Source organism: Pseudomonas sp. RU47, assembly GCF_004011755.1.
Taxonomy (GTDB): Bacteria; Pseudomonadota; Gammaproteobacteria; order Pseudomonadales; family Pseudomonadaceae; genus Aquipseudomonas.
Genome location: NZ_CP022411.1, coordinates 4,189,764 through 4,213,001, shown reverse-complemented (window position 1 = coordinate 4,213,001; position 23,238 = coordinate 4,189,764). Strand labels below are relative to the sequence as shown.

At 59.0% G+C, this 23,238-nt stretch carries 22 protein-coding genes; 9 read left to right on the top strand and 13 right to left on the bottom strand.

Going from position 1 to position 23,238, the window contains the following annotated elements; genetic code table 11:
• Window positions 1-13: 13 nt before the first annotated feature.
• Both CCX46_RS19135 and CCX46_RS19130 read right to left on the bottom strand, forming a co-directional pair.
• Window positions 14-460: an NUDIX hydrolase gene (locus CCX46_RS19135; RefSeq protein ID WP_102358980.1), complete on the bottom strand. Its 447-nt coding sequence runs from the start codon at window positions 458-460 to the stop codon at window positions 14-16.
• Between the two features lie 198 nt (window positions 461-658).
• Window positions 659-2,884 carry an NADP-dependent isocitrate dehydrogenase gene (locus CCX46_RS19130; RefSeq protein ID WP_127928937.1) on the bottom strand — a complete coding sequence of 742 codons (2,226 nt, stop codon included), beginning with the start codon at window positions 2,882-2,884 and terminating at the stop codon, window positions 659-661.
• A 481-nt stretch (window positions 2,885-3,365) separates the two neighbouring features.
• Here CCX46_RS19130 and icd point away from each other — a divergent pair, with 481 nt between their 5' ends.
• A complete protein-coding gene (icd, locus tag CCX46_RS19120; protein WP_034155137.1) occupies window positions 3,366-4,622 on the top strand; it encodes an NADP-dependent isocitrate dehydrogenase in 1,257 nt (418 codons plus the stop codon).
• Window positions 4,623-4,699: 77 nt separating this feature from the next.
• Here icd and CCX46_RS19115 read toward each other — a convergent pair whose 3' ends face one another.
• The gene (locus CCX46_RS19115) at window positions 4,700-4,981 is read right to left on the bottom strand and encodes a cold shock domain-containing protein (protein ID WP_127928935.1); all 282 of its coding nucleotides are present in this window, start codon (window positions 4,979-4,981) and stop codon (window positions 4,700-4,702) included.
• 224 nt (window positions 4,982-5,205) lie between these two features.
• On the opposite strand from CCX46_RS19115, the gene clpS reads away from it, so the two are divergent.
• Window positions 5,206-5,589 (top strand): ATP-dependent Clp protease adapter ClpS, encoded by a 384-nt coding sequence (clpS, locus tag CCX46_RS19110; RefSeq protein ID WP_016987405.1) that lies wholly within the window; start codon window positions 5,206-5,208, stop codon window positions 5,587-5,589.
• Window positions 5,590-5,619: 30 nt separating this feature from the next.
• On the top strand, window positions 5,620-7,890 hold the full coding sequence (gene clpA / locus CCX46_RS19105; RefSeq protein ID WP_016987404.1) for an ATP-dependent Clp protease ATP-binding subunit ClpA: 2,271 nt from the start codon (window positions 5,620-5,622) through the stop codon (window positions 7,888-7,890).
• Between the two features lie 956 nt (window positions 7,891-8,846).
• On the opposite strand, the gene infA is transcribed toward clpA, so the two are convergent.
• The 4 genes from infA to trxB form a co-directional block, all read right to left on the bottom strand.
• Window positions 8,847-9,065, bottom strand: a complete 219-nt coding sequence (infA, locus tag CCX46_RS19100) for a translation initiation factor IF-1 (protein WP_002553999.1) — start codon at window positions 9,063-9,065, stop codon at window positions 8,847-8,849.
• A gap of 112 nt (window positions 9,066-9,177) precedes the next feature.
• Complete coding sequence (locus CCX46_RS19095; RefSeq protein WP_110719379.1) at window positions 9,178-9,885, bottom strand: arginyltransferase; 708 nt, start codon at window positions 9,883-9,885, stop codon at window positions 9,178-9,180.
• 57 nt (window positions 9,886-9,942) lie between these two features.
• Complete coding sequence (gene aat, locus CCX46_RS19090) at window positions 9,943-10,623, bottom strand: leucyl/phenylalanyl-tRNA--protein transferase (RefSeq protein ID WP_127928933.1); 681 nt, start codon at window positions 10,621-10,623, stop codon at window positions 9,943-9,945.
• A 63-nt stretch (window positions 10,624-10,686) separates the two neighbouring features.
• Window positions 10,687-11,646: a thioredoxin-disulfide reductase gene (gene trxB / locus CCX46_RS19085; protein WP_127928931.1), complete on the bottom strand. Its 960-nt coding sequence runs from the start codon at window positions 11,644-11,646 to the stop codon at window positions 10,687-10,689.
• Window positions 11,647-11,955: 309 nt separating this feature from the next.
• On the opposite strand from trxB, the gene CCX46_RS19080 reads away from it, so the two are divergent.
• The 6 genes from CCX46_RS19080 to cysG all read left to right on the top strand — a co-directional run bounded on the left by CCX46_RS19080 (window position 11,956) and on the right by cysG (window position 19,581).
• Window positions 11,956-14,364 carry a DNA translocase FtsK gene (locus CCX46_RS19080; RefSeq protein ID WP_034155142.1) on the top strand — a complete coding sequence of 803 codons (2,409 nt, stop codon included), beginning with the start codon at window positions 11,956-11,958 and terminating at the stop codon, window positions 14,362-14,364.
• A 67-nt stretch (window positions 14,365-14,431) separates the two neighbouring features.
• On the top strand, window positions 14,432-15,052 hold the full coding sequence (lolA, locus tag CCX46_RS19075) for an outer membrane lipoprotein chaperone LolA (protein WP_127928929.1): 621 nt from the start codon (window positions 14,432-14,434) through the stop codon (window positions 15,050-15,052).
• A 141-nt stretch (window positions 15,053-15,193) separates the two neighbouring features.
• The gene (locus CCX46_RS19070) at window positions 15,194-16,516 is read left to right on the top strand and encodes a replication-associated recombination protein A (protein ID WP_064587012.1); all 1,323 of its coding nucleotides are present in this window, start codon (window positions 15,194-15,196) and stop codon (window positions 16,514-16,516) included.
• On the top strand, window positions 16,516-16,890 hold the full coding sequence (gene crcB / locus CCX46_RS19065; protein ID WP_064390665.1) for a fluoride efflux transporter CrcB: 375 nt from the start codon (window positions 16,516-16,518) through the stop codon (window positions 16,888-16,890). Before CCX46_RS19070 ends, crcB begins: the two co-directional genes overlap by 1 nt.
• Before the next feature lie 15 nt (window positions 16,891-16,905).
• The gene (serS, locus tag CCX46_RS19060; RefSeq protein ID WP_127928927.1) at window positions 16,906-18,186 is read left to right on the top strand and encodes a serine--tRNA ligase; all 1,281 of its coding nucleotides are present in this window, start codon (window positions 16,906-16,908) and stop codon (window positions 18,184-18,186) included.
• Window positions 18,187-19,581, top strand: a complete 1,395-nt coding sequence (gene cysG, locus CCX46_RS19055; protein ID WP_127928925.1) for a siroheme synthase CysG — start codon at window positions 18,187-18,189, stop codon at window positions 19,579-19,581. It begins immediately after the preceding gene.
• 116 nt (window positions 19,582-19,697) lie between these two features.
• On the opposite strand, the gene CCX46_RS19050 is transcribed toward cysG, so the two are convergent.
• The 6 genes from CCX46_RS19050 to tusD form a co-directional block, all read right to left on the bottom strand.
• Entirely contained in the window at window positions 19,698-20,699 is a 1,002-nt protein-coding gene (locus CCX46_RS19050; protein WP_127928923.1) for a glutathione S-transferase family protein, read from the bottom strand.
• Between the two features lie 91 nt (window positions 20,700-20,790).
• Window positions 20,791-21,792 carry a glycosyl transferase family protein gene (locus CCX46_RS19045; protein ID WP_127928921.1) on the bottom strand — a complete coding sequence of 334 codons (1,002 nt, stop codon included), beginning with the start codon at window positions 21,790-21,792 and terminating at the stop codon, window positions 20,791-20,793.
• Entirely contained in the window at window positions 21,789-22,124 is a 336-nt protein-coding gene (locus tag CCX46_RS19040; protein ID WP_127928918.1) for a TusE/DsrC/DsvC family sulfur relay protein, read from the bottom strand. Before CCX46_RS19040 ends, CCX46_RS19045 begins: the two co-directional genes overlap by 4 nt.
• A complete protein-coding gene (gene tusB / locus CCX46_RS19035) occupies window positions 22,121-22,414 on the bottom strand; it encodes a sulfurtransferase complex subunit TusB (RefSeq protein ID WP_127928916.1) in 294 nt (97 codons plus the stop codon). The genes CCX46_RS19040 and tusB overlap by 4 nt, the downstream gene beginning before the upstream one ends.
• Entirely contained in the window at window positions 22,414-22,770 is a 357-nt protein-coding gene (gene tusC, locus CCX46_RS19030) for a sulfurtransferase complex subunit TusC (protein ID WP_127928914.1), read from the bottom strand. The genes tusB and tusC overlap by 1 nt, the downstream gene beginning before the upstream one ends.
• 1 nt (window position 22,771) lies before the next feature.
• Entirely contained in the window at window positions 22,772-23,164 is a 393-nt protein-coding gene (tusD, locus tag CCX46_RS19025; RefSeq protein WP_127928912.1) for a sulfurtransferase complex subunit TusD, read from the bottom strand.
• Window positions 23,165-23,238 lie beyond the last annotated feature (74 nt).

Genomic DNA, 23,238 nt, shown 5'->3' with positions numbered 1-23,238 from the left:
CGCGGCCTCAAGGCTAAAGAGAAGGGCGGATCAGTTCGAGGCTGAAGTGATGGCCGGCCAGATAATCGTCGATGCAACGGATGATCAGCTCACTGCGCCAGTTGTCGCGTTGGGCGATTAATTCGTCGCGGGTCAGCCACTTGGCACCGACGATGCCGTCGTCGAGTTGATAATCCGGGTGGTGTTTGACGGCTTTGGCGCTGAAGCACACGCGCTGGTAAGTCACGCCGTTGCTCGGCGCGGTGTACAGGTAAATGCCGATGACGCCGGTGGGTTCGACGTCCCAACCGGTTTCTTCGAGGGTCTCGCGCACGGCTGCATCGATCAGGGTTTCGTCCGGGTCGAGATGGCCGGCGGGCTGGTTGAGCACATTACGCCCGGCCTTGTGTTCTTCGACCATCAGGAAGCGACCGTTGTCCTCGACGATGGTGGCGACGGTGATGTGGGGGAGCCATTCCATGAGTTGTCCTCAAATGTTGAATTGAAACCCATTCCCCCTGTGGGAGCGAGCCTGCTCGCGAAAGCGGTGTGTCAGTCAATGCAGATGCTGAATGATAAACCGCTATCGCGAGCAGGCTCGCTCCCACAGGGGAATTGTGTGAGCTCTGGAAACACAAACCCCGGCACAGGGCCGGGGTTCGATTACAGCGCTACAACCTTAAACCAGCGCAGCAATCGCCGCGTTGAGGGTTGCGCTTGGGCGCATGGCCTTGCTGATCAGCTCGGCATTGGCGTGGTAGTAACCGCCGATGTCGACTGGCTTGCCCTGAACGGCGTTGAGCTCGGCAACGATGGTTGCTTCGTTCTCGGTCAGGGTTTTTGCCAGAGTGGCGAATTGCGCTTGCAGTGCAGCGTCTTCAGTCTGGGCGGCCAGGGCCTGAGCCCAGTACATCGCCAGGTAGAAGTGGCTGCCGCGGTTGTCGATGTTGCCGACTTTGCGCGATGGCGACTTGTTGTTGTCGAGGAACTGGCCAGTGGCCTGATCCAAGGTTTTCGACAGTACCAGTGCTTTCGGGTTGTTGTAGTTCACACCCAGATGCTCAAGGGACGCTGCCAGTGCGAGGAACTCGCCCAGCGAATCCCAGCGCAGGAAGTTCTCTTCAACCAGTTGCTGCACGTGCTTCGGAGCCGAACCGCCGGCGCCGGTTTCGAACAGGCCACCGCCGTTCATCAGCGGCACGATCGACAGCATCTTGGCGCTGGTGCCCAGTTCCATGATCGGGAACAGGTCGGTCAGGTAGTCGCGCAGTACGTTGCCGGTCACCGAAATGGTGTCCTTGCCTTCGCGGGTGCGCTGCAGGGTGTACTTCATCGCGTCGACCGGTGCCATGATCTGGATGTCCAGACCGGCCGTGTCGTGATCCTTCAGGTAAGCCTGAACTTTCTCGATCACTACGCCGTCGTGAGCGCGCATTGGGTCGAGCCAGAAGATCGCTGGCGTGCTGCTTGCGCGAGCACGGTTGACGGCCAGTTTGACCCAGTCCTGGATCGGCGCGTCTTTGGTCTGGCACATGCGGAAGATGTCGCCGGCTTCAACAGTCTGTTCCATCAGCAGGTTGCCCTTGCTGTCAGTGACGCGAACCACGCCGTCAGCCTTGATCTGGAAGGTTTTGTCGTGCGAGCCGTACTCTTCGGCTTTCTTCGCCATCAGGCCAACGTTTGGCACGCTGCCCATGGTGGTCGGGTCGAAAGCGCCATTGGCTTTGCAATCTTCGATCACAGCCTGGTAGATGGTCGCGTAGCAACGATCCGGGATCACCGCCTTGGTGTCGTGCAGCTGACCATCGGTGCCCCACATTTTGCCGGAGTCACGGATCATCGCTGGCATCGAGGCGTCGACGATCACGTCGCTCGGCACGTGCAGGTTGGTGATGCCTTTGTCGGAGTTGACCATCGCCAGCGATGGGCGAGCAGCGTAGACCGCGGCCATGTCAGCTTCGATCTGAGCTTGCTGCTCAGCCGGCAGGGCCTTGATGCGCGCGTACAGATCGCCGATGCCGTTGTTCAGGTTGAAGCCGATTTCGGCCAGCACGTCAGCGTGCTTGGTCAGGGCGTCTTTATAGAACTCGGCAACGATCTGGCCGAACATGATCGGGTCGGAGACCTTCATCATGGTCGCTTTCAGGTGCACCGAGAGCAGCACGCCTTGCGCCTTGGCGCTTTCGATTTCAGCAGCGATGAACGCGCGCAGGGCGTTTTTGCTCATCACGGCGCAGTCGAGGATCTCGCCGGCCTGAACGGTGGTTTTTTCTTTCAGGACGGTAGCGGTACCGTCCTTGGCGATCAGCTCGATCTTCACGGCGTCAGCGGCGTCGATCAGGGCAGCTTTTTCGCTGCCGTAGAAATCGCCGGTGCTCATGTGAGCGACGTGGGACTTGGAGTCTTTGGCCCAGGCGCCCATTTTGTGCGGGTGCTTGCGAGCGTAGTTCTTCACCGACAGCGGTGCGCGACGGTCGGAGTTGCCTTCGCGCAGAACCGGGTTCACGGCGCTGCCCTTGACCTTGTCGTAACGCGCCTTGGCGTCTTTGTCAGCGTCGCTGGTCACGGTTTCCGGGTAGTCCGGCAGGTTGTAACCCTGAGCTTGCAGCTCTTTGATCGCGGCTTGCAGCTGTGGCACCGAAGCGCTGATGTTCGGCAGCTTGATGATGTTGGCTTCAGGCGTAACGGCCAGGTCGCCCAGTTCGGCGAGGTGGTCGGCTACGGCTTTGTCGCCCAGTTGCTCGGGGAAGCTGGCCAGAATGCGCGCTGCAAGAGAGATATCGCGGGTTTCCACGGCGATATCGGCCGAGGCGGTGTAAGCCTCGATGATCGGCAGCAGGGAATAGGTGGCGAGGGCTGGAGCTTCGTCGGTGAAGGTATAGATGATCTTCGAGCGGGTGGGCATATTCGGATTAACTCTCTCTTCTTTGCTAAAGCGTGCGCAGAAACTCGAGGGGCGCCGGGTAAGCGCGTTCGTTCAAAGTCATCCATGAACCGAATGTCGAGATTCTTCGCGGTGATGTTGGGTGCATCAGTAGAGCGTCAAGCAGTCAGGCTGCGGTAACAACCCGACCAATCAGGCGGAAAGTCTCGTGCTAGAGAGGCCAGCCGTCGTGACCCTGTGGTCAGCGGGCGGCATTATACATAGGTAGCTGGCAATCTGCCGATGGTTCATATGCAACGATTCTCGTCCATTGGTCTAAAGGTCGCAGGGCGGGGTCGGGCGTAGAGTCGTCGCGAATGCTTGAGTTTGGCGCTTTTCCCTTTGCTTTCAGGCTTGTACGAAACGAGATGTAGCCGCGCCACGAACAGAGGGTTTGCGTGTTGATTTAACTGGGTTACGCTCGAACCAAGCCAGATGTTCAATCCAAACAATGGAGTTCAGCATGGGTTACAAGAAGATTCAGGTTCCAGCCGTCGGCGACAAAATCACCGTCAATGCAGACCATTCTCTCAATGTTCCTGATAACCCGATCATCCCCTTCATCGAAGGTGACGGCATTGGTGTCGACATCAGTCCGGTGATGATCAAGGTTGTCGATGCTGCAGTTCAAAAGGCATACGGCGGTAAGCGCAAGATTTCCTGGATGGAAGTCTACGCCGGGGAAAAAGCCACTCAGGTTTACGATCAGGACACCTGGCTGCCTCAGGAAACCCTCGATGCAGTCAAGGATTACGTGGTTTCCATCAAAGGCCCGCTGACCACCCCGGTCGGTGGCGGCATCCGCTCGCTGAACGTGGCCCTGCGTCAGCAACTCGACCTGTACGTCTGCCTGCGCCCGGTGCGCTGGTTCGAAGGCGTACCAAGCCCGGTGAAAAAGCCCGGCGATGTCGACATGACCATCTTCCGCGAGAACTCCGAAGACATCTATGCGGGCATTGAGTGGAAGGCCGGTTCGCCGGAAGCCACCAAAGTCATCAAATTCCTTAAAGAAGAAATGGGCGTCACCAAGATCCGTTTCGACGAAAACTGCGGCATCGGCGTCAAGCCGGTTTCGCTGGAAGGCACCAAGCGCCTGGCGCGCAAGGCTCTGCAGTATGTGGTCGATAACGACCGCGATTCGCTGACCATTGTGCACAAAGGCAACATCATGAAGTTCACCGAAGGTGCCTTCAAAGAGTGGGCCTACGAAGTGGCCGCTGAAGAATTCGGCGCGACCCTGCTCGACGGCGGCCCGTGGATGCAGTTCAAAAACCCGAAAACCGGCAAGAATGTTGTGGTCAAAGACGCCATCGCTGACGCCATGCTTCAGCAGATCCTGCTGCGCCCGGCCGAATACGATGTGATCGCGACCCTGAACCTGAACGGCGACTACCTCTCCGACGCTTTGGCGGCGGAAGTGGGTGGCATCGGTATTGCTCCGGGCGCCAACCTGTCCGACACCGTGGCGATGTTTGAAGCGACTCACGGTACTGCGCCGAAGTACGCCGGCAAGGATCAGGTCAACCCGGGTTCGCTGATTCTCTCGGCCGAGATGATGCTGCGCCACATGGGCTGGACCGAAGCGGCGGATCTGATCATCAAGGGCACCAACGGCGCCATTGGTGCCAAGACTGTGACCTATGACTTCGAACGTCTGATGGACGGGGCCAAGCTGGTTTCGTCTTCGGGCTTTGGGGATGCGTTGATTTCGCATATGTAAAACGCGGGCACATAAAAAACCGCCTGCCTCGATGAATTGAGGCAGGCGGTTTTTTTATGGCTGAAGGTTCTGAGGCGTCAGCTGGATACCGTTTGCGCTGCGGGGGCGGCCGGGGTCGCTTCGTTGACCACGTCTGCCGAGCAGATTTTCACCGCGTGAAGGCCTTTGGGGCCTTGCACGATCTCGAATTTCACTGCCTGACCCGCTTTCAGGGTTTTATACCCGTCCATCTCAATGGCGGAGTAGTGCGCAAAGAAATCAATATCTTTGCCATCCTCATCGCGGCCTTCGCGGGCTTCGGTATTGATAAAGCCGAATCCCTTGGCATTGTTGAACCATTTCACCTTGCCGACAGCCATGCTCAAATCCCTCTGCAACAGACTCCATCGCTGGAGTATCATCCAATTCATCCGCAATCTAATCCGTTAAAAGGATTGACTCCGCGGATCTTTTTTACCCACTGTGGGCTCTATTGGTTGTAACACCGTTTTCCCGATAGTCAAGGTGACCGGGCAGTCGGAGTTGAAAACGTGGACAACCGCCCCCACCACTGTATTTGCACAACTGACGAACCTTTCTTTCCATGCATGCAATCAGCCAGATTCGACTAACATTCAATCAGGATCGCCCGCTTCTCCAAAAGGATCTTCCAGAGGAGCACGACGACGATTCGGCAGGCGTTGCTGTTCAGGAAGCAAAGCCTGCGTTACAGGCGCCGCCGATGTACAAGGTGGTTTTGTTCAACGATGACTACACACCGATGGATTTCGTCGTCGAAGTGCTCGAGGTGTTTTTTAACCTGAATCGCGAGCTGGCGACCAAGGTCATGCTGGCCGTCCACACAGAAGGACGGGCAGTATGTGGAGTGTTTACCCGCGACATCGCCGAGACAAAGGCCATGCAGGTCAACCAGTACGCCAGGGAAAGCCAGCATCCGCTACTCTGTGAAATCGAGAAGGACGGTTAATCGCCGACCACTTGGGTATGAGGTGAAGCTATGTTAAACCGCGAGCTCGAAGTCACCCTCAATCTAGCCTTCAAGGAGGCTCGTTCGAAACGTCATGAATTCATGACCGTCGAACACCTTTTGCTGGCCCTATTGGACAATGAGGCTGCCGCCACCGTTTTGCGTGCCTGCGGCGCAAACCTCGACAAACTCAAGCATGACCTGCAGGAGTTCATCGACTCCACCACGCCATTGATCCCCGTTCATGACGAAGATCGCGAAACCCAGCCAACCCTGGGCTTCCAGCGTGTACTGCAACGTGCTGTTTTCCACGTACAGAGCTCGGGCAAACGCGAAGTAACCGGCGCTAACGTGCTGGTTGCCATCTTCAGTGAGCAAGAGAGTCAGGCAGTGTTCCTGCTGAAACAGCAGAGCGTTGCGCGCATCGATGTCGTCAATTACATCGCACACGGCATTTCCAAAGTGCCGGGGCATGGCGATCACTCTGAAGGTGAACAAGATATGCAGGACGACGAGGGCGGTGAGTCTTCTTCTTCAGGCAATCCTCTGGATGCTTATGCCAGCAACCTCAACGAACTCGCGCGTCAGGGTCGAATAGATCCGCTGGTCGGCCGTGAGTCGGAAGTCGAGCGTGTCGCGCAGATTCTCGCGCGTCGGCGCAAAAACAATCCGCTGCTGGTCGGTGAAGCAGGCGTGGGTAAAACCGCGATTGCCGAAGGCCTGGCCAAGCGCATTGTCGACAACCAGGTGCCGGATCTGTTGGCCAACAGCGTTGTTTACTCCCTCGACCTCGGTGCCCTGCTCGCGGGCACCAAGTATCGCGGTGATTTCGAGAAGCGCTTCAAGGCGTTGCTCAATGAATTGAAAAAACGTCCGCAGGCGATCCTGTTCATCGACGAGATCCACACCATCATTGGTGCCGGCGCTGCGTCGGGTGGCGTGATGGATGCCTCGAACCTGCTCAAACCGTTGCTGTCGTCTGGCGACATTCGCTGCATCGGCTCGACCACGTTCCAGGAATTCCGCGGCATCTTCGAGAAAGATCGTGCCTTGGCACGTCGATTCCAGAAGGTTGATGTTGTCGAACCGTCAGTGGAAGACACCATCGGTATTCTGCGCGGCCTGAAAGGGCGTTTCGAGCAGCACCACAACATCGAATACAGCGATGAGTCGTTGCGCGCCGCTGCTGAACTGGCCTCGCGCTACATCAATGATCGGCATATGCCGGACAAGGCCATCGACGTGATCGACGAGGCGGGCGCCTACCAGCGTCTGCAACCGGTAGAAAAACGTGTGAAGCGCATCGAAGTGCCACAGGTTGAAGACATCGTCGCGAAAATCGCGCGGATTCCGCCTAAGCACGTCACCAGTTCCGACAAGGAGCTGCTGCGTAATCTGGAGCGTGACCTGAAGTTGACGGTGTTTGGTCAGGACGCGGCCATCGATTCGCTGTCGACTGCGATCAAGCTGTCGCGTGCCGGCCTGAAGTCGCCTGACAAGCCCGTCGGTTCGTTCCTGTTCGCAGGCCCGACCGGTGTTGGTAAAACCGAGGCTGCGCGGCAACTGGCCAAGGCGTTGGGGATTGAGCTGGTTCGCTTCGACATGTCCGAATACATGGAGCGTCACACTGTATCGCGTCTGATCGGTGCGCCTCCGGGCTATGTCGGTTTCGACCAGGGCGGTCTGTTGACCGAAGCGATCACCAAGCAGCCGCACTGCGTATTGCTGCTCGATGAAATCGAGAAGGCGCATCCGGAAGTCTTCAACCTGCTGCTGCAGGTGATGGATCACGGCACGCTGACCGACAACAACGGGCGCAAGGCGGACTTCCGCAATGTGATCGTGATCATGACCACCAACGCTGGTGCCGAGACGGCTGCTCGCGCTTCGATCGGTTTCACCCATCAGGACCACTCGTCTGATGCGATGGAAGTGATCAAGAAGAGCTTCACGCCGGAGTTCCGTAACCGTCTGGACACCATTATCCAGTTTGGTCGCCTCAGTCATGAGGTTATCAAAAGTGTGGTGGACAAGTTCCTTACGGAGCTTCAGGCGCAGCTGGAAGACAAGCGTGTGCTGCTTGAGGTCACTGATGCCGCGCGTAGTTGGCTGGCGGCGGGTGGTTATGACTCGGCGATGGGCGCACGTCCGATGGCGCGCCTGATCCAGGACAAGATCAAGCGTCCGTTGGCGGAGGAGATTCTGTTTGGCGAGCTGGCCGAGCATGGCGGTGTGGTTCACATCGACATCAAGGATGGTGAGTTGACGTTTGACTTCGAGACTACCGCGGAAATGGCCTGACGGCCTTGGATCAAGAGGGCGCCTTCGGGCGCCTTTTTGTTGTCTGGTATTTTTGTGTGAATATCCGTTGCTGCGGTAACGGCGGCTTAGGGTTTCGCCCTTACGGCGACTCACTTTTTTTCAAACGCCAAAAAAAGTAAGCAAAAAACGCTTGCTCCTACGTGCGGCCCGCTCGCTGGGGCTCGGGGTTCCTTCGCTCCGGGATCGATCCGGGCGCAGCGTCTCCGGTTTGCTTCGCTGCACCTCCTCTCGCTGTGTTTGGCTTCGCCAAACGGTCGCTGCGCTCCCACCCCCGGATCAATCCTTCCACTCAGCCTTCGGACGTCGCCGGTGGATCAAGATCAAGAGCAGGCGAGCTGACACTCGGCCTATTGAGTGGTGAAGAGCGTGGGTGTTCGGCTTTTGATTTGCGTTGTTGCTGCCCCTCACCCCAGCCCTCTCCCGAGGGAGAGGGAGCCGATTTGTGAGCTTTTCAAAGTCTGAGTTCAACTCGGTATCGCACGTCGGCGTAGCTCTCCCAAACACCACGGTCAGTTCCCTCTCCCTCCGGGAGAGGGCTAGGGTGAGGGGCTCTTGATCTGGCTCTTGATCTGGCACTTGATCTTGCTTTGGCTTTTGATCTTTTGCCCCATCGGCAGGCCGAGCGTAGGTGTTCATCCGGGGGTAGGCGCGCAGCGCCGTGCGGCGAAGCCGCATTCATCGAGAGGAGGTGCAGCGAAGCAAACCGTAGGCGATGCCCCCGGATGGACACCGTAGCGAGGGAACACTGAGCCTAGGCGAAGTGCCGTACGCCAGGGGCAAAGCCTGTTGGTTCCTTTTTGGCGTTTGAAAAAGGGACTCGCTGTAAGAGCGAAACCGCCAGCGGCAACACCCGCAGAAACGGATATACACACAAAACCAACAAAGCGCAGACACAAAAACGCCCGGCATAAACCGGGCGTTCTGTATTGACTTGATTAACGAGCGCGGTAAGTAATGCGCCCTTTGCTCAAGTCATAGGGCGTCAGCTCGACGCGCACTTTGTCACCGGTAAGAATACGAATGTAGTTCTTGCGCATCTTGCCGGAAATATGCGCGGTTACGACGTGCCCATTTTCCAACTCCACACGAAACATGGTGTTGGGCAGGGTGTCGACGACAGTGCCTTCCATTTCGAAGCTGTCTTCTTTCGACATGCAGTAAAGCCCTCGGTATCCAATGAATGGCCCGGTGCAACTGCGCCAGGCAAAAGCGGCGTGCATTGTGCCCGAAAAATGGTGTTTACGCCAAGGGGTTTACGGCTTGGGTTTAGTTGAGGATGACCCAGCGCTGATTAATCAGCAATTCGATGGGTCGGTATTGCGTCTTGTAGTTCATCTTTTTGCAGTTCTTGATCCAGTACCCGAGGTACACCGCCTCAAGCCCGAGGCGCTGTGCCTCGGCGATTTGCCAGAGAATGGCAAATCGGCCAAGACTACGGCGCTCTTCGTCGGGTTCGTAGAAGGTGTATACCGCCGACAAACCGTTCGGCAGTAAATCGGTCACCGCCACGGCGAGCAACCGTCCGTCGAGTCGGAACTCGTAAAAGCGCGAGAAGGGCAGATCACGTACCAGAAAAGTCGAGAATTGATCACGGCTTGGCGGGTACATGTCGCCGTCAGCGTGGCGTTGTTCGATGTAGCGCTGGTACAGATCGAAATATTCTTCACTGAATTGCGGTTTGGCCGGGCGCACCTGCAAATCCGTATTGCGTTTGAAGATCCGCTTCTGCTGGCGATTGGGTGTGAACTGCGCTACCGGGATGCGCGCAGGCACGCACGCATTGCAGTTCTGGCAATGCGGGCGGTACAGATGATCGCCGCTGCGACGAAAGCCCATTTCCGACAGGTCTGCGTAGACATGCACATCCATGGGCTGACTCGGATCGAGAAACAGGGTCGTGGCCTGCTCCTCGGGCAGATAACTGCAAGAGTGAGGCTGAGTGGCATAGAACTTCAAACGCGCCAACTCGGTCATGATCAACCCTCGGGATAAGCTGGTGAATTAAGTGTAAGCCACGCGCGCAAAAGTCGCTCAGCAAACCCAGGTGGCACGATTGGGTTGATCCAGGTGATTTGCCAGAAAGTCGGCGAATTGCTGACGAGGAATCGCCCGCGCGCCGAGGCTGTGCAGATGATCGGTCGGCATCTGGCAATCGATCAGCACGAATCCCGAGTCTTGCAGATGGCGCACCAGGGTGGCAAAGCCGAATTTGGAGGCGTTGTCGGCGCGGCTGAACATCGATTCGCCGAAAAACAGTTGGCCCATCGCCAGGCCATACAGGCCGCCGACCAGCTCTCCCTGGTCCCAGACCTCCACCGAATGGGCGAAGCCGCGACGATGCAGTTCGACATAGGCGTCCTGCATCGCCTCGGTGATCCAGGTGCCGTCGGCATAATCCCGTGGTGCGGCGCAGGCGCGGATTACCGCAACGAAGTCCTGATCGAAGGTCACTTGATAGCGTTCCTGGCGCAGTAATTTGCCGAGGCTGCGCGAAACATGCAGTTCGTCGGGAAACAACACCGTGCGCGGATCCGGCGACCACCAGAGAATTGGCTGGCCCTCGGAAAACCACGGAAAGCAGCCATGGCGATACGCTTGAATCAGCCGGTCGGCCGACAGATCGCCACCAGCGGCGAGCAATCCGTTGGGGTCGCGCATGGCCTTTTCCAGCGGTGGAAAAGTCAGTGAATTACGTTGTAACCAAGTCAGCATGGCATCCAGGCTTGCAGAAGGGGAGGGCGGTGCGGGCTGTTCGGCCCGCAATAAAGTGTGCCGTTAAATGACAGGAATGTCGTCCAGATACTTCTCGGCATCGAGCGCGGCCATGCAGCCGGCGCCTGCCGACGTCACCGCCTGACGATAAACGTGGTCGGCCACGTCGCCGGCGGCAAACACCCCGGGAATCCCGGTGGAGGTCGCGTCGCCGTCACTGCCGCCCTTGACCTGCAAATAGCCGTCGCGCATCGACAACTGGCCTTGAAACAGGTCGGTGTTGGGTTTGTGGCCAATGGCGATGAAGACGCCGGCCAGTGCCAGTTCGCGGGTTTCGCCGGTATGGCTGTCACGCAGTCGCGCACCGGTGACGCCGCTGGCATCGCCCAGCACTTCGTCGAGATTCTGATTCCAGTGCAGGCGCACGTTGCCGTTGGCGGCTTTCTCGAACAGTTTGTCCTGGAGGATTTTCTCCGAACGCAGTTTGTCGCGGCGATGGATCAGGTGCACCTCCTTGGCGATGTTCGACAGGTACAGTGCTTCCTCAACCGCCGTATTGCCGCCGCCGACCACGGCGACCACCTGATTGCGATAGAAAAAGCCGTCACAGGTCGCGCAGGCAGAAACCCCTTTGCCGGCGAAGGCTTCTTCCGAAGGCAGCCCCAGGTATTGCGCCGAGGCGCCGGTGGCGATGATCAGCGCATCGCAGGTGTAAGTGCCGCTGTCACCGACAAGCTCGAACGGGCGCTGCTGCAACTTGGCGGTGTGGATGTGGTCGTAAACGATCTCTGTGGCAAAGCGTTCGGCGTGCTTCTGCATGCGCTCCATCAACACCGGGCCAGTGAGGCCTTCGACGTCGCCGGGCCAGTTGTCGACCTCGACGGTGGTGGTGAGCTGGCCACCGGCCTGCAGGCCGGTAATCACCACGGGTTTGAGGTTGGCGCGGGCGGCATACACGGCAGCGCTGTAACCGGCCGGGCCGGAGCCGAGGATGATCAGGCGTGAATGCTTCGCTACGTTCATCAAATACCCCTCATAAGCCTTTGTCACAAAAGGTAATGCATGCTCAAATTGGCTCACAGGTCTTGTGTGCTTGACTATGCTTGATCCTGGGGTTTGAAGCATGGCATCGGACGCACAAACCCGTACAATGCCGGGCTGTTACAGAATATTCGCGGTGCGCTGTATTCATGGCTGTGTTTATAAAACCGGCAGCACAGTGTTAAAAGTAGTCTCAGTTGCGCTCGTTCACTTTTTTACCTGCCTGGATTGGGCAGTTTTTTATCGTCATTCAATAGATGGACGCGCCTCGGGCGCAGGAAAAGAAGCGTTTTGAAGAAATCCACCGAAGCACCAAAAACAGTCGTTCCGCTCTGGCGCCAACAATTGCACTACCGGCTCAAGGAAGGTGCATTGATCGCCATTGGCGCCTTGTGCCTGTTCCTGATGATGGCTTTGCTGACCTACGGCAAGGACGATCCGGGCTGGAGCCACAACAGCAAGATCGACGACGTGCAAAATTTTGGCGGCCCGGCGGGCTCCTACAGCGCCGACATCCTGTTCATGGTGCTGGGTTATTTCGCTTATATCTTCCCGTTGCTGCTGGCGATCAAGGCCTACCAGATCTTTCGCCAGCGCCACGAGCCGTGGCAGTGGAGCGGCTGGCTGTTTTCCTGGCGCCTGATCGGTCTGGTGTTTCTGGTGCTGTCCGGCGCGGCGCTGGCACATCTGCATTTCCATGCAGCGTCGGGTCTGCCAGCGGGGGCCGGTGGCGCGTTGGGCGAAAGCCTCGGCAATCTGGCAAAGAACGCGCTGAACATTCAGGGCAGCACGCTGTTGTTCATCGCGCTATTCCTGTTCGGCCTGACGGTGTTCACCGACCTGTCGTGGTTCAAGGTGATGGACATCACCGGCAAGATCACCCTCGATCTGTTCGAGCTGTTCCAGGGCGCGCTCAATCGCTGGTGGTCGGCGCGTACCGAGCGCAAGCAACTGGTCGCGCAACTGCGTGAAGTCGACGATCGTGTGCATGACGTGGTAGCGCCGACGGTCACCGACAAACGTGAGCAGGCCAAAGTCAAAGAACGCCTGATCGAACGTGAGCAAGCCCTGAGCAAGCACATGTCCGATCGCGAGAAACAAGTTCCGCCGGTTATCGCACCGGCCCCGGCCAAGGCGCCCGAGCCAAGCAAGCGCGTGCAGAAAGAGAAACAGGTACCGTTGTTCGTCGACAGCGCCGTGGAAGGCACCTTGCCGCCGATCTCGATTCTCGATCCTGCGGAAAAGAAACAACTCAATTACTCACCGGAATCCCTGGCGGCGGTCGGCCACTTGCTGGAGATCAAGCTCAAAGAGTTCGGTGTCGAGGTCACGGTGGATTCGATCCACCCGGGCCCGGTGATTACCCGTTACGAAATTCAGCCTGCCGCCGGCGTAAAAGTCAGCCGCATCGCCAACCTGGCGAAAGACCTTGCACGCTCCCTGGCCGTGACCAGCGTGCGTGTGGTCGAGGTGATTCCGGGCAAGACCACCGTCGGTATCGAGATTCCCAACGAAGACCGGCAGATCGTGCGCTTCTCCGAGGTGCTGTCGACGCCTGAGTACGACAACTTCAAATCGCCGGTCACCCTGGCACTCGGTCACGATATCGGTGGTAAACCGGTAATCACTGACCTGGCGAAGATGCCGCACTTGCTGGTGGCCGGTACGACCGGTTCCGGTAAGTCGGTGGGTGTGAACGCGATGATCCTGTCGATCCTGTTCAAGTCCGGCCCGGAAGACGCCAAGCTGATCATGATCGACCCGAAGATGTTGGAACTGTCGATCTATGAAGGCATTCCGCACCTGCTGTGCCCGGTCGTGACCGACATGAAGGACGCTGCCAACGCCCTGCGCTGGAGCGTTGCCGAGATGGAGCGCCGTTACAAGCTGATGGCGAAGATGGGCGTGCGTAACCTGTCCGGCTTCAACGCCAAGGTCAAGGAGGCCCAGGACGCCGGCGAGCCGTTGAGCGATCCGCTGTACAAGCGTGAAAGCATTCACGACGAAGCACCATTGCTGCAAAAGCTGCCGACCATCGTTGTAGTGGTCGACGAATTCGCTGACATGATGATGATTGTCGGCAAGAAGGTTGAAGAACTGATCGCCCGTATCGCCCAGAAGGCCCGTGCGGCCGGTATTCACTTGATCCTCGCGACCCAGCGGCCTTCGGTGGACGTGATCACCGGTCTGATCAAGGCCAACATTCCGACGCGTATGGCGTTCCAGGTGTCGAGCAAGATCGACTCCCGCACCATCATCGATCAGGGTGGTGCTGAACAACTGCTCGGCCACGGTGACATGCTTTACATGCCACCGGGCACCAGCCTGCCGATCCGGGTTCACGGCGCGTTCGTATCCGACGATGAAGTACACCGTGTGGTCGAAGCGTGGAAACTGCGCGGCGCGCCGGAATACAACGATGACATCCTCAACGGTGTCGAAGAAGCCGGCAGCGGTTTTGAGGGCAGCAGCGGTGGCGGCGATGGCGATGATCCGGAAGCCGACGCGCTGTATGACGAAGCCGTACAGTTCGTACTCGAAAGCCGTCGTGCCTCTATTTCCGCTGTACAGCGCAAGCTGAAGATCGGCTACAACCGTGCCGCACGGATGATCGAAGCCATGGAAATGGCCGGGGTCGTCACCTCGATGAACACCAACGGTTCCCGTGAAGTCCTGGCCCCGGGCCCGGTACGCGACTGATTGCAAACGCAAGAGGCGGGACAATGATGTGCCGCCGCTCTCCCAACGAGTATTCAAGAGGACTCCCATGCGTCTTATCCGCATGCTGCTGCCAGTACTGGCGCTGACCACTCTCACGGCCCACGCCGATGACAAGGACGTGGCGCGTCTGACCCAATTGCTGGAAACATCCAAGACCCTGAGCGCGAACTTCTCGCAGCTGACCCTCGACGGCAGCGGCACGCAGTTGCAGGAAACCACTGGCAACATGACCCTGCAGCGTCCGGGCCTGTTCTACTGGCACACCAACGCGCCGGCCGAGCAGACCATGGTCTCCGACGGCAAGAAAGTCACCCTGTGGGACCCGGATCTGGAACAGGCGACCATCAAGAAACTCGACGAGCGCCTGACCCAGACCCCGGCACTGCTGCTGTCCGGTGATGTGTCGAAGATCAGCCAGAGCTTCGACATCAGCGCGAAAGAGGCGGGCGGCGTGATCGACTTCACCCTCAAGCCGAAAACCAAGGACACCCTGTTCGACAACCTGCGTCTGTCGTTCCGCAACGGTCTGCTTAACGATATGCAGCTGATCGACAGCGTCGGCCAGCGCACCAACATCCTGTTTACCGGGGTCAAGGCCAACGAGCCGGTGTCGCCGTCCAAGTTCAAGTTCGACATCCCCAAGGGTGCTGACGTGATCCAGGAATAAACCCAAAACCCTTTGTAGGAGTGAGCCTGCTCGCGATTCGATTTGTCAGTCACATCTTCATCGTCTGACCCACCGCTATCGCGAGCAGGCTCACTCCTACAGGGTCAATGATCGGCAAAATAGAGGTTTCAACGCTACGTGATGGATCTGTTTCGCAGTGCACCGATTGCCCAGCCACTGGCCGCGCGTTTGCGTGCGACCAATCTGGATGAGTACGTCGGTCAGGAGCACGTGCTCGCTCGCGGCAAGCCTCTGCGTGAGGCGCTGGAGCAGGGTGCACTGCATTCGATGATCTTCTGGGGCCCGCCGGGCGTGGGTAAAACCACCCTTGCACGATTGCTCGCGGAAGTCTCCGATGCGCACTTCGAAACGGTCTCGGCGGTGCTCGCCGGGGTCAAGGAGATCCGTCAGGCCGTTGAAATCGCCAAGCAGCAGGCCGGCCAGTACGGCAAGCGCACGATTCTGTTCGTCGATGAAGTGCACCGTTTCAACAAATCCCAGCAGGACGCGTTCCTGCCGTACGTTGAAGACGGCACGCTGATCTTCATCGGCGCCACCACCGAAAACCCTTCGTTCGAGCTCAACAACGCTCTGTTGTCGCGGGCCCGCGTCTACGTGCTGAAAAGCCTCGACGAAGCGGCGCTGCGCAAACTGGTGCATCGTGCACTCACTGAAGAGCGTGGGCTGGGCAAGCGCAACCTGACGCTTAACGACGAAGGCTTCCAAATGCTGCTGTCCGCCGCCGATGGCGATGGCCGACGTCTGCTCAATCTGCTGGAAAACGCCTCCGATCTGGCTGAAGACAACAGCGAAATCGGCACCGAGCTGCTGCAAAGCCTGCTCGGCGATACTCGTCGACGTTTCGACAAGGGTGGCGAAGCGTTCTACGACCAGATCTCGGCGCTGCACAAATCGGTACGCGGCTCCAACCCCGACGGCGCGCTGTACTGGTTTGCGCGGATGATCGACGGTGGTTGCGATCCGCTGTACCTGGCCCGCCGTGTGGTGCGCATGGCCAGTGAAGACATCGGCAACGCCGACCCGCGCGCCCTCAGCCTGTGCCTCGCGGCGTGGGAGGTGCAGGAGCGCCTCGGCAGTCCGGAAGGCGAGTTGGCCGTGGCCCAGGCCATCACTTATCTGGCCTGCGCGCCGAAGAGCAATGCGGTGTACATGGGCTTCAAAACCGCTCTGCGTGCCGCTGCTGAAAACGGCTCGCTGGAAGTACCCCTGCACCTGCGCAACGCGCCGACCAAACTGATGAAGCAATTGGGCTACGGTGACGAATACCGCTACGCCCATGATGAGCCGGACGCTTACGCCGCCGGCGAAGACTATTTCCCGGAAGAGCTCGAACCGATTCCGTTCTACCAACCGGTGCCGCGCGGCCTGGAATTGAAGATCGGCGAGAAGCTCAACCACCTCGCCCAACTCGACCGTTTAAGCCCTCGGCAGCGGAGAAAATAGTGCTTCCATTGATTGTTGCGGTCTCCGTCGGCGGTGTCGCCGGCACCTTGTTGCGCTTCGCCACCGGCAATTGGGTCAACGCCAATTGGCCGCGGCACTTCTATACCGCGACGCTGGCCGTTAATATCGTGGGCTGTCTGTTGATTGGCGTGTTGTACGGCCTGTTTTTGATACGCCCGGAGGTGCCGATCGAGGTGCGTGCCGGGTTGATGGTCGGCTTCCTCGGGGGGCTGACGACTTTTTCATCCTTTTCACTGGATACGGTGCGCCTGCTGGAAAGCGGGCAAGTGCCGCTGGCCCTGGGCTATGCGGCACTCAGCGTATTCGGCGGGCTGCTCGCGACGTGGGCTGGCCTGTCTTTGACCAAACTTTGATAACGAGAAACCGACATGCTCGATTCCAAACTGTTACGTAGCAACCTTCAGGACGTAGCGGACCGCCTGGCTTCCCGTGGCTTTGCCCTGGATACCGCGCGCATCGAAGCGCTGGAAGAACAGCGCAAGACCGTCCAGACCCGCACCGAAGCACTGCAGGCTGAGCGTAACGCGCGTTCCAAGTCCATCGGTCAGGCCAAGCAGCGCGGCGAAGACATCGCGCCGTTGATGGCGGACGTCGAGCGCATGGCGGGCGAACTGAGCGCCGGTAAAGTCGAACTGGACGCGATCCAGACCGAACTGGATTCGATCCTGCTCGGCATCCCGAACCTGCCACACGAATCCGTGCCGGTCGGCAAAGACGAAGACGACAACGTCGAAGTGCGCCGTTGGGGCACGCCGACTGCATTCGATTTCGAAGTGAAAGACCACGTGGCGCTGGGCGAGAAGTTCGGCTGGCTGGACTTTGAAGCCGCCGCCAAACTGTCCGGCGCGCGTTTCGCCCTGTTGCGTGGCCCGATCGCCCGTCTGCACCGCGCACTGGCACAGTTCATGATCAACCTGCACGTCAACGAGCACGGCTACGAAGAGGCCTACACGCCTTATCTGGTTCAGGCCCCGGCGCTGCAAGGCACCGGTCAACTGCCGAAGTTCGAAGAAGACCTGTTCAAGATCGCTCGCGAAGGCGAAGCCGATCTGTACTTGATCCCGACTGCCGAAGTGTCGCTGACCAACATCGTTGCCGGCGAAATCGTCGACTCGAAACTGCTGCCGATCAAGTTCGTTGCCCATACTCCGTGCTTCCGCAGTGAAGCCGGCGCATCGGGTCGTGACACTCGCGGCATGATTCGTCAGCACCAGTTCGACAAGGTTGAAATGGTGCAGATCGTTGAGCCGTCGAGCTCGATGGAAGCGCTGGAAGGCCTGACCGCCAACGCCGAAAAAGTCCTGCAACTGCTCGGCCTGCCTTACCGCACGCTGGCGCTGTGCACCGGCGACATGGGCTTCAGCGCAGTCAAGACTTATGACCTCGAAGTGTGGATCCCGAGCCAGGACAAGTACCGCGAAATCTCGTCGTGCTCGAACTGCGGCGACTTCCAGGCCCGTCGTATGCAAGCGCGTTTCCGCAACCCGGAAACCGGCAAGCCTGAGTTGGTGCACACCTTGAACGGTTCCGGTCTGGCGGTTGGCCGTACTCTGGTGGCCGTGCTGGAAAACTACCAGCAGGCCGACGGTTCGATCCGTGTGCCGGACGTGCTGAAGCCGTACATGGGTGGCCTTGAGGTCATCGGCTAAATGAAATATCTGCCGCTGTTTCACAACCTGCGCGGCAGTCGTGTGTTGGTCGTCGGTGGGGGGGAAATTGCCTTGCGCAAATCCCGTCTGCTGGCCGATGCCGGTGCGCTACTGCGGGTGGTCGCACCTGAAATCGAAACGCAACTGCGTGAACTGGTTACTGCCTCTGGCGGTGAATGCCTGTTGCGCGGTTACGTTGAGGCGGATCTGGACGGTTGCGGGCTGATCATTGCCGCCACCGACGATGAGACGCTGAACGCACAAGTTTCCACCGATGCTCACAAGCGCTGCGTGCCGGTCAACGTGGTCGATGCGCCTGCCTTGTGCAGCGTGATCTTCCCGGCGATCGTCGATCGCTCGCCGCTGATCATTGCCGTGTCCAGCGGCGGCGATGCGCCGGTGCTGGCGCGGTTGATTCGCGCCAAGATCGAAACCTGGATTCCGTCGACTTACGGTCAGTTGGCCGGACTCGCCGCGCGTTTCCGCAATCAGGTGAAAAGCCTGTTTCCGGATGTGCAGCAGCGTCGTGGTTTCTGGGAAGACGTGTTTCAGGGGCCGATTGCCGATCGCCAACTGGCCGGACAGGGCGCCGAGGCCGAGCGTCTGCTGCAAGCCAAGATCGATGGCGAAGCAATGGTCACGACTGGCGAGGTGTATCTGGTTGGCGCCGGTCCGGGCGATCCGGATCTGCTGACCTTCAAGGCTTTGCGCTTGATGCAGCAAGCCGACGTGGTGCTCTACGACCGTTTGGTTGCACCTGCGATTCTTGAGCTGTGTCGTCGTGATGCCGAGCGGGTCTACGTTGGCAAGCGTCGGTCTGATCACGCCGTGCCGCAGGATCAGATCAACCAGCAACTGGTCGATCTGGCCAAGGCCGGCAAGCGCGTGGTGCGGTTGAAGGGCGGCGATCCGTTCATCTTCGGCCGTGGCGGCGAAGAAATCGAAGAGCTGGCCGCTCATGGCATTCCCTTTCAGGTCGTGCCAGGTATCACAGCGGCCAGCGGTTGTGCGGCGTATGCCGGGATTCCGTTGACCCATCGTGATTACGCGCAGTCGGTGCGTTTTGTCACCGGGCATTTGAAGGACGGTTCCACCGATCTGCCATGGGCCGACCTTGTCGCCCCGGCGCAGACGCTGGTGTTCTATATGGGTCTGGTCGGCTTGCCGGTCATTTGCGAACAACTGATCAAACATGGTCGTTCAGCGGATACCCCGGCGGCGTTGATTCAGCAGGGTACGACGGTCAATCAGCGGGTCTTTACCGGCACGCTGGCCGATCTGCCACGATTGGTGGCGGAGCATGAAGTGCATGCGCCGACACTGGTGATCGTTGGTGAAGTGGTGCAACTGCGCGAGAAGCTGGCTTGGTTCGAAGGGGCTCAGGCGCAAGTCTGAAAACCGAGTCGCCCCATTCGCGAGCAGGCTCGCTCCCACATTGGATCTGTGTCGTGCACAAATCCCCTGTGGGAGCGAGCCTGCTCGCGAAGAGGTCTTCAAAAACGATGCAGATCTCAGCCCCGGCGCCAAACCCCTTTGCCGCTCAACCGCGCCCGATCATGGGCCGCTGTGAAATCCTGCTCCGGCCCCTTCGGCACAACCCCCGTCGGATTGATCGTCTTGTGACTGCCGTAGTAGTGATTCTTGATGTGCTGGAAATCCACCGTCTCGGCAATCCCCGGCAACTGATACACCTCACGAAGCCAGTTCGACAGATTCGGGTAATCGGCAATTCGCCGCAGGTTGCACTTGAAGTGCCCGTGATACACCGCGTCAAACCGAATCATTGTAGTGAACAAGCGGATATCGGCTTCGGTCAGGTACTCACCCGACAAGTAGCGATTGGCGCCCAGCACCCGCTCCAGATGATCCAGCTCGGCAAACACCTCATCGAACGCTTCTTCGTAAGCCTGTTGCGACGTAGCGAAACCAGCGCGGTACACGCCGTTGTTCACGGCCGGATAGATTCGATCGTTCAACGCGTCGATTTCAGCGCGTAAGGGCGCCGGGTAGAAATCCAGATCGTTGCCGGTCAGATTATCGAACGCGCTGTTGAACATGCGGATGATTTCCGCTGATTCATTGCTGACGATGCGCTTCAGTTTTTTGTCCCACAGCACCGGCACAGTAACGCGGCCGGTGTAATCGGCCGTGTCGGCGGTATAGCGCTGGTGCATGAAGTCGAAGCCGTCGAGCTTGTCGCCGGTTGAGCCGAGCGCCGTGTCGAAGGTCCAGCCGTTTTCCAGCATCAGCCAACTGACCACCGAAACGTCGATCAGACTTTCCAGACCTTTGAGCTTGCGTAGGATCAGCGTGCGGTGCGCCCACGGACAGGCTAGCGAAACGTAGAGGTGGTAGCGCCCGGCTTCAGCGGCAAAACCGCCTTCGCCGCTCGGGCCGGGCTGGCCATCGGCGGTGACCCAGTTACGGCGTTTGGCCTGTTCGCGCTGAAACGCGCCGTCCTTGCTGCTTTCGTACCACTTGTCCTGCCAGCGGCCATCGACGAGTAAACCCATGATCAAGACTCCGTAAACCAATATTCGTTGGAGCCGAGTCTATTCCGATGAGTTCGAACAAAAAGCGCAAAGATCGGGCGCGAAGAATCGGTTAAATCGATTTGTTCCGCGCAGTCCAGTATTGCTCGGCGGTGGCGAAGGCTTGTTCGCGGGGTTGGCCGAGGCCGCGCAAGGCCAGGGCCATGGTCGCAATCAGGGCCATTTGCGGGTAACTGTCGACCACCTCACCACGCCACACGGCTTTCAGATGTTCAACGTCCAGGGTCGCCGGTTTGACGTGGCGTTGCGCCGACAATTGTGGCCATTCCTCGTCCCACCTTTCGCCGCCGGTGGTGCCGTAGAGGTGGCTGTCGGCATCCGGGTTGATTTCGATTTCGCCGCCATCGCCCTTGACCACTATCGCCGTGTCGCCGAGCAGACCGCTGGCATCGCGATGCACCGCCTGATAGCCGGGGTGGAAGATGCTTTGCAGGCCGCAGCGTGCGCCCAGCGGATTGAGAATCCGCGCCAGGGAATGAATCGGCGAACGCAGGCCCAAGGTGTTGCGCAGGTCGATCATGTTCTGCAACTGAGGCGCCCAGTCCACCAGCGGCATGAATGCCAGTCCGCCGTTGTCCAGTGCTGTGCCGACCTGCTGCCATGTGCGGCACAACGGGATGTTCAACTCACCGAGCAGCTGCTCGCTGTACAGACGCCCGGCGGTATGAGCGCCGCCGCCGTGCATGAAGATGCGCACACCGTTCTGTGCCAGACACTTCGCCGCCAGCAGATACCACGGCAGATGGCGCTTCTTGCCGGCGTAAGTCGGCCAGTCCAGATCGACGTTCAACGTGGGTGCCTGCAAACGTGCGCGCAAGGCTTCGGTGAAGCCGGCCATTTCCTCGGCGCTTTCTTCCTTGTGTCGTAGCAACATCAGGAACGCGCCGAGCTGGGTGTCCTCAACCTTGTCGTCGAGCACCATGCCCATGGCTTCCCGGGCTTCTTCGCGCGTCAGGTCGCGAGCGCCACGTTTGCCTTTGCCGAGGATGCGCACGAACTGGGCGAAGGGATGCTCGGCGGGCGTTTCGAGAGTCAGCGCTGGAAAGTCGGTCATAAGCAATTCGTCGGTTTGGGCAGGCCCGCCAGTTTCGCGGCGAGTTTGGCAGGGGTGCCTTTGAACAGTCGGTTCAGGTGCAGGCTGTTGCCTTTGTCCGGGCCGAGTTTCAACGCGGTGTACTTGATCAGCGGCCGGGTGGCCGGGGACAGCTGGAATTCTTCGTAGAAGCTGCGCAGCAGTTCGAGGACTTCCCAGTGTTCGGCAGTCAACTCGATGTCTTCGGCGGCGGCGAGCGCACTGGCGACATCAGCCGACCAGTCACTCAGGTCGACGAGGAAGCCGTCCTTGTCCAGTTCGATGGCGCGGGCGCCGACGGTCATGGCCTTCATAACCAGCTGTTGACCTTGTCGTGGTGGATCGACAGCTCGACGAAGGCCGGGTAATCGATGGCTTCGGCCCAGTCCGGCACTTCGATGGCGCGCGCCTGTGCATCCTCGGCCAGAACGAACAATTTGATCTGGCGGCTTTGCAGTGCGCTAAACGGCGCAGTGCCCGCTTGCAACGCATAGACCGCGTCGCCGGACAGCAACAGAGCATCAGTACTGCCGATCAGGCGCAGGCAACTGGTCAGACGATCGTCGCCAAAAGGGGAATGAGACAACACATGCAAAGTCGACATCAGAGGGTGATCACCTGGTCGTAACGGTCAATAAGGGCGGTGATTTGCTCGGCGGCCAGCGGCTGTGCTTCGTCCAGCGACAAGTTGTCGAGACCGCGAGTGATGGCGCTCTCAGCGCAATAGAACAGCTCTTCTACACCAAACATCGGCAGCGCCTGCAGGTTGGCGCTGAGGTCTTTCTGCTGCAGGGCCTTGGCGTTTTGCCCGGCGCTGAGTTGCAGCACGCCGTCATCGAGAAACAGCAAACCGATCGGTAGATCAAAGGCGCCGCCGGCCAGCACGATGTCCAGCGCTTCGCGGGCACCGGGGCCTGACCATGGCGATTGGCGGCTGATGATCAACAGGGACTTGGCCATCTCACGCACCTCCGAAGCAGATCAAGCGGTCAGCATCTTGCACTGCGTCATGCAACTGACCGAGGCCGGACAATTCCCACGGCGCGCTGACCGAAATCGCTTCACGTTGATAACGATTGGCCTCTTCAGCGTTCAACACGCCACGGCGCAGGGCGGCGGCGATACACACCACGCCATCCAGCTTCTGCTCGCTGATGAACGTGCGCCATTGTTTGGGCAGGTCCAGTTCGTCCTGCGGGGTGACTAGCGCATCCGAAGCGTTATAAACGCCGTCCTGATAGAAAAACAGTCGGACAATCTCATGCCCACCGGCCAGTGCGGCTTGCGCAAACAGCAGGGCGCGGCGCGAGGAGGGCGCATGGGCGGCGGAAAACAGCGCAATGGCGAACTTCATGATGGACTCGATCAGCAAAACTGCGGCCATGATAAAGCATTGCAGACCGCAAAGGATCGCAGCGCTTACAGGGA

Coding starts and splice junctions, on each gene's coding strand:
- CCX46_RS19135 (WP_102358980.1), bottom strand. CDS start 460: ATGGAATGGCTCCCCCACATCACCGTCGCCACCATCGTCGAGGACAAC.
- CCX46_RS19130 (WP_127928937.1), bottom strand. CDS start 2,884: ATGCCCACCCGCTCGAAGATCATCTATACCTTCACCGACGAAGCTCCA.
- icd (WP_034155137.1), top strand. CDS start 3,366: ATGGGTTACAAGAAGATTCAGGTTCCAGCCGTCGGCGACAAAATCACC.
- CCX46_RS19115 (WP_127928935.1), bottom strand. CDS start 4,981: ATGGCTGTCGGCAAGGTGAAATGGTTCAACAATGCCAAGGGATTCGGC.
- clpS (WP_016987405.1), top strand. CDS start 5,206: ATGCATGCAATCAGCCAGATTCGACTAACATTCAATCAGGATCGCCCG.
- clpA (WP_016987404.1), top strand. CDS start 5,620: ATGTTAAACCGCGAGCTCGAAGTCACCCTCAATCTAGCCTTCAAGGAG.
- infA (WP_002553999.1), bottom strand. CDS start 9,065: ATGTCGAAAGAAGACAGCTTCGAAATGGAAGGCACTGTCGTCGACACC.
- CCX46_RS19095 (WP_110719379.1), bottom strand. CDS start 9,885: ATGACCGAGTTGGCGCGTTTGAAGTTCTATGCCACTCAGCCTCACTCT.
- aat (WP_127928933.1), bottom strand. CDS start 10,623: ATGCTGACTTGGTTACAACGTAATTCACTGACTTTTCCACCGCTGGAA.
- trxB (WP_127928931.1), bottom strand. CDS start 11,646: ATGAACGTAGCGAAGCATTCACGCCTGATCATCCTCGGCTCCGGCCCG.
- lolA (WP_127928929.1), top strand. CDS start 14,432: ATGCGTCTTATCCGCATGCTGCTGCCAGTACTGGCGCTGACCACTCTC.
- CCX46_RS19070 (WP_064587012.1), top strand. CDS start 15,194: ATGGATCTGTTTCGCAGTGCACCGATTGCCCAGCCACTGGCCGCGCGT.
- serS (WP_127928927.1), top strand. CDS start 16,906: ATGCTCGATTCCAAACTGTTACGTAGCAACCTTCAGGACGTAGCGGAC.
- cysG (WP_127928925.1), top strand. CDS start 18,187: ATGAAATATCTGCCGCTGTTTCACAACCTGCGCGGCAGTCGTGTGTTG.
- CCX46_RS19050 (WP_127928923.1), bottom strand. CDS start 20,699: ATGGGTTTACTCGTCGATGGCCGCTGGCAGGACAAGTGGTACGAAAGC.
- CCX46_RS19045 (WP_127928921.1), bottom strand. CDS start 21,792: ATGACCGACTTTCCAGCGCTGACTCTCGAAACGCCCGCCGAGCATCCC.
- CCX46_RS19040 (WP_127928918.1), bottom strand. CDS start 22,124: ATGAAGGCCATGACCGTCGGCGCCCGCGCCATCGAACTGGACAAGGAC.
- tusB (WP_127928916.1), bottom strand. CDS start 22,414: ATGTCGACTTTGCATGTGTTGTCTCATTCCCCTTTTGGCGACGATCGT.
- tusC (WP_127928914.1), bottom strand. CDS start 22,770: ATGGCCAAGTCCCTGTTGATCATCAGCCGCCAATCGCCATGGTCAGGC.
- tusD (WP_127928912.1), bottom strand. CDS start 23,164: ATGAAGTTCGCCATTGCGCTGTTTTCCGCCGCCCATGCGCCCTCCTCG.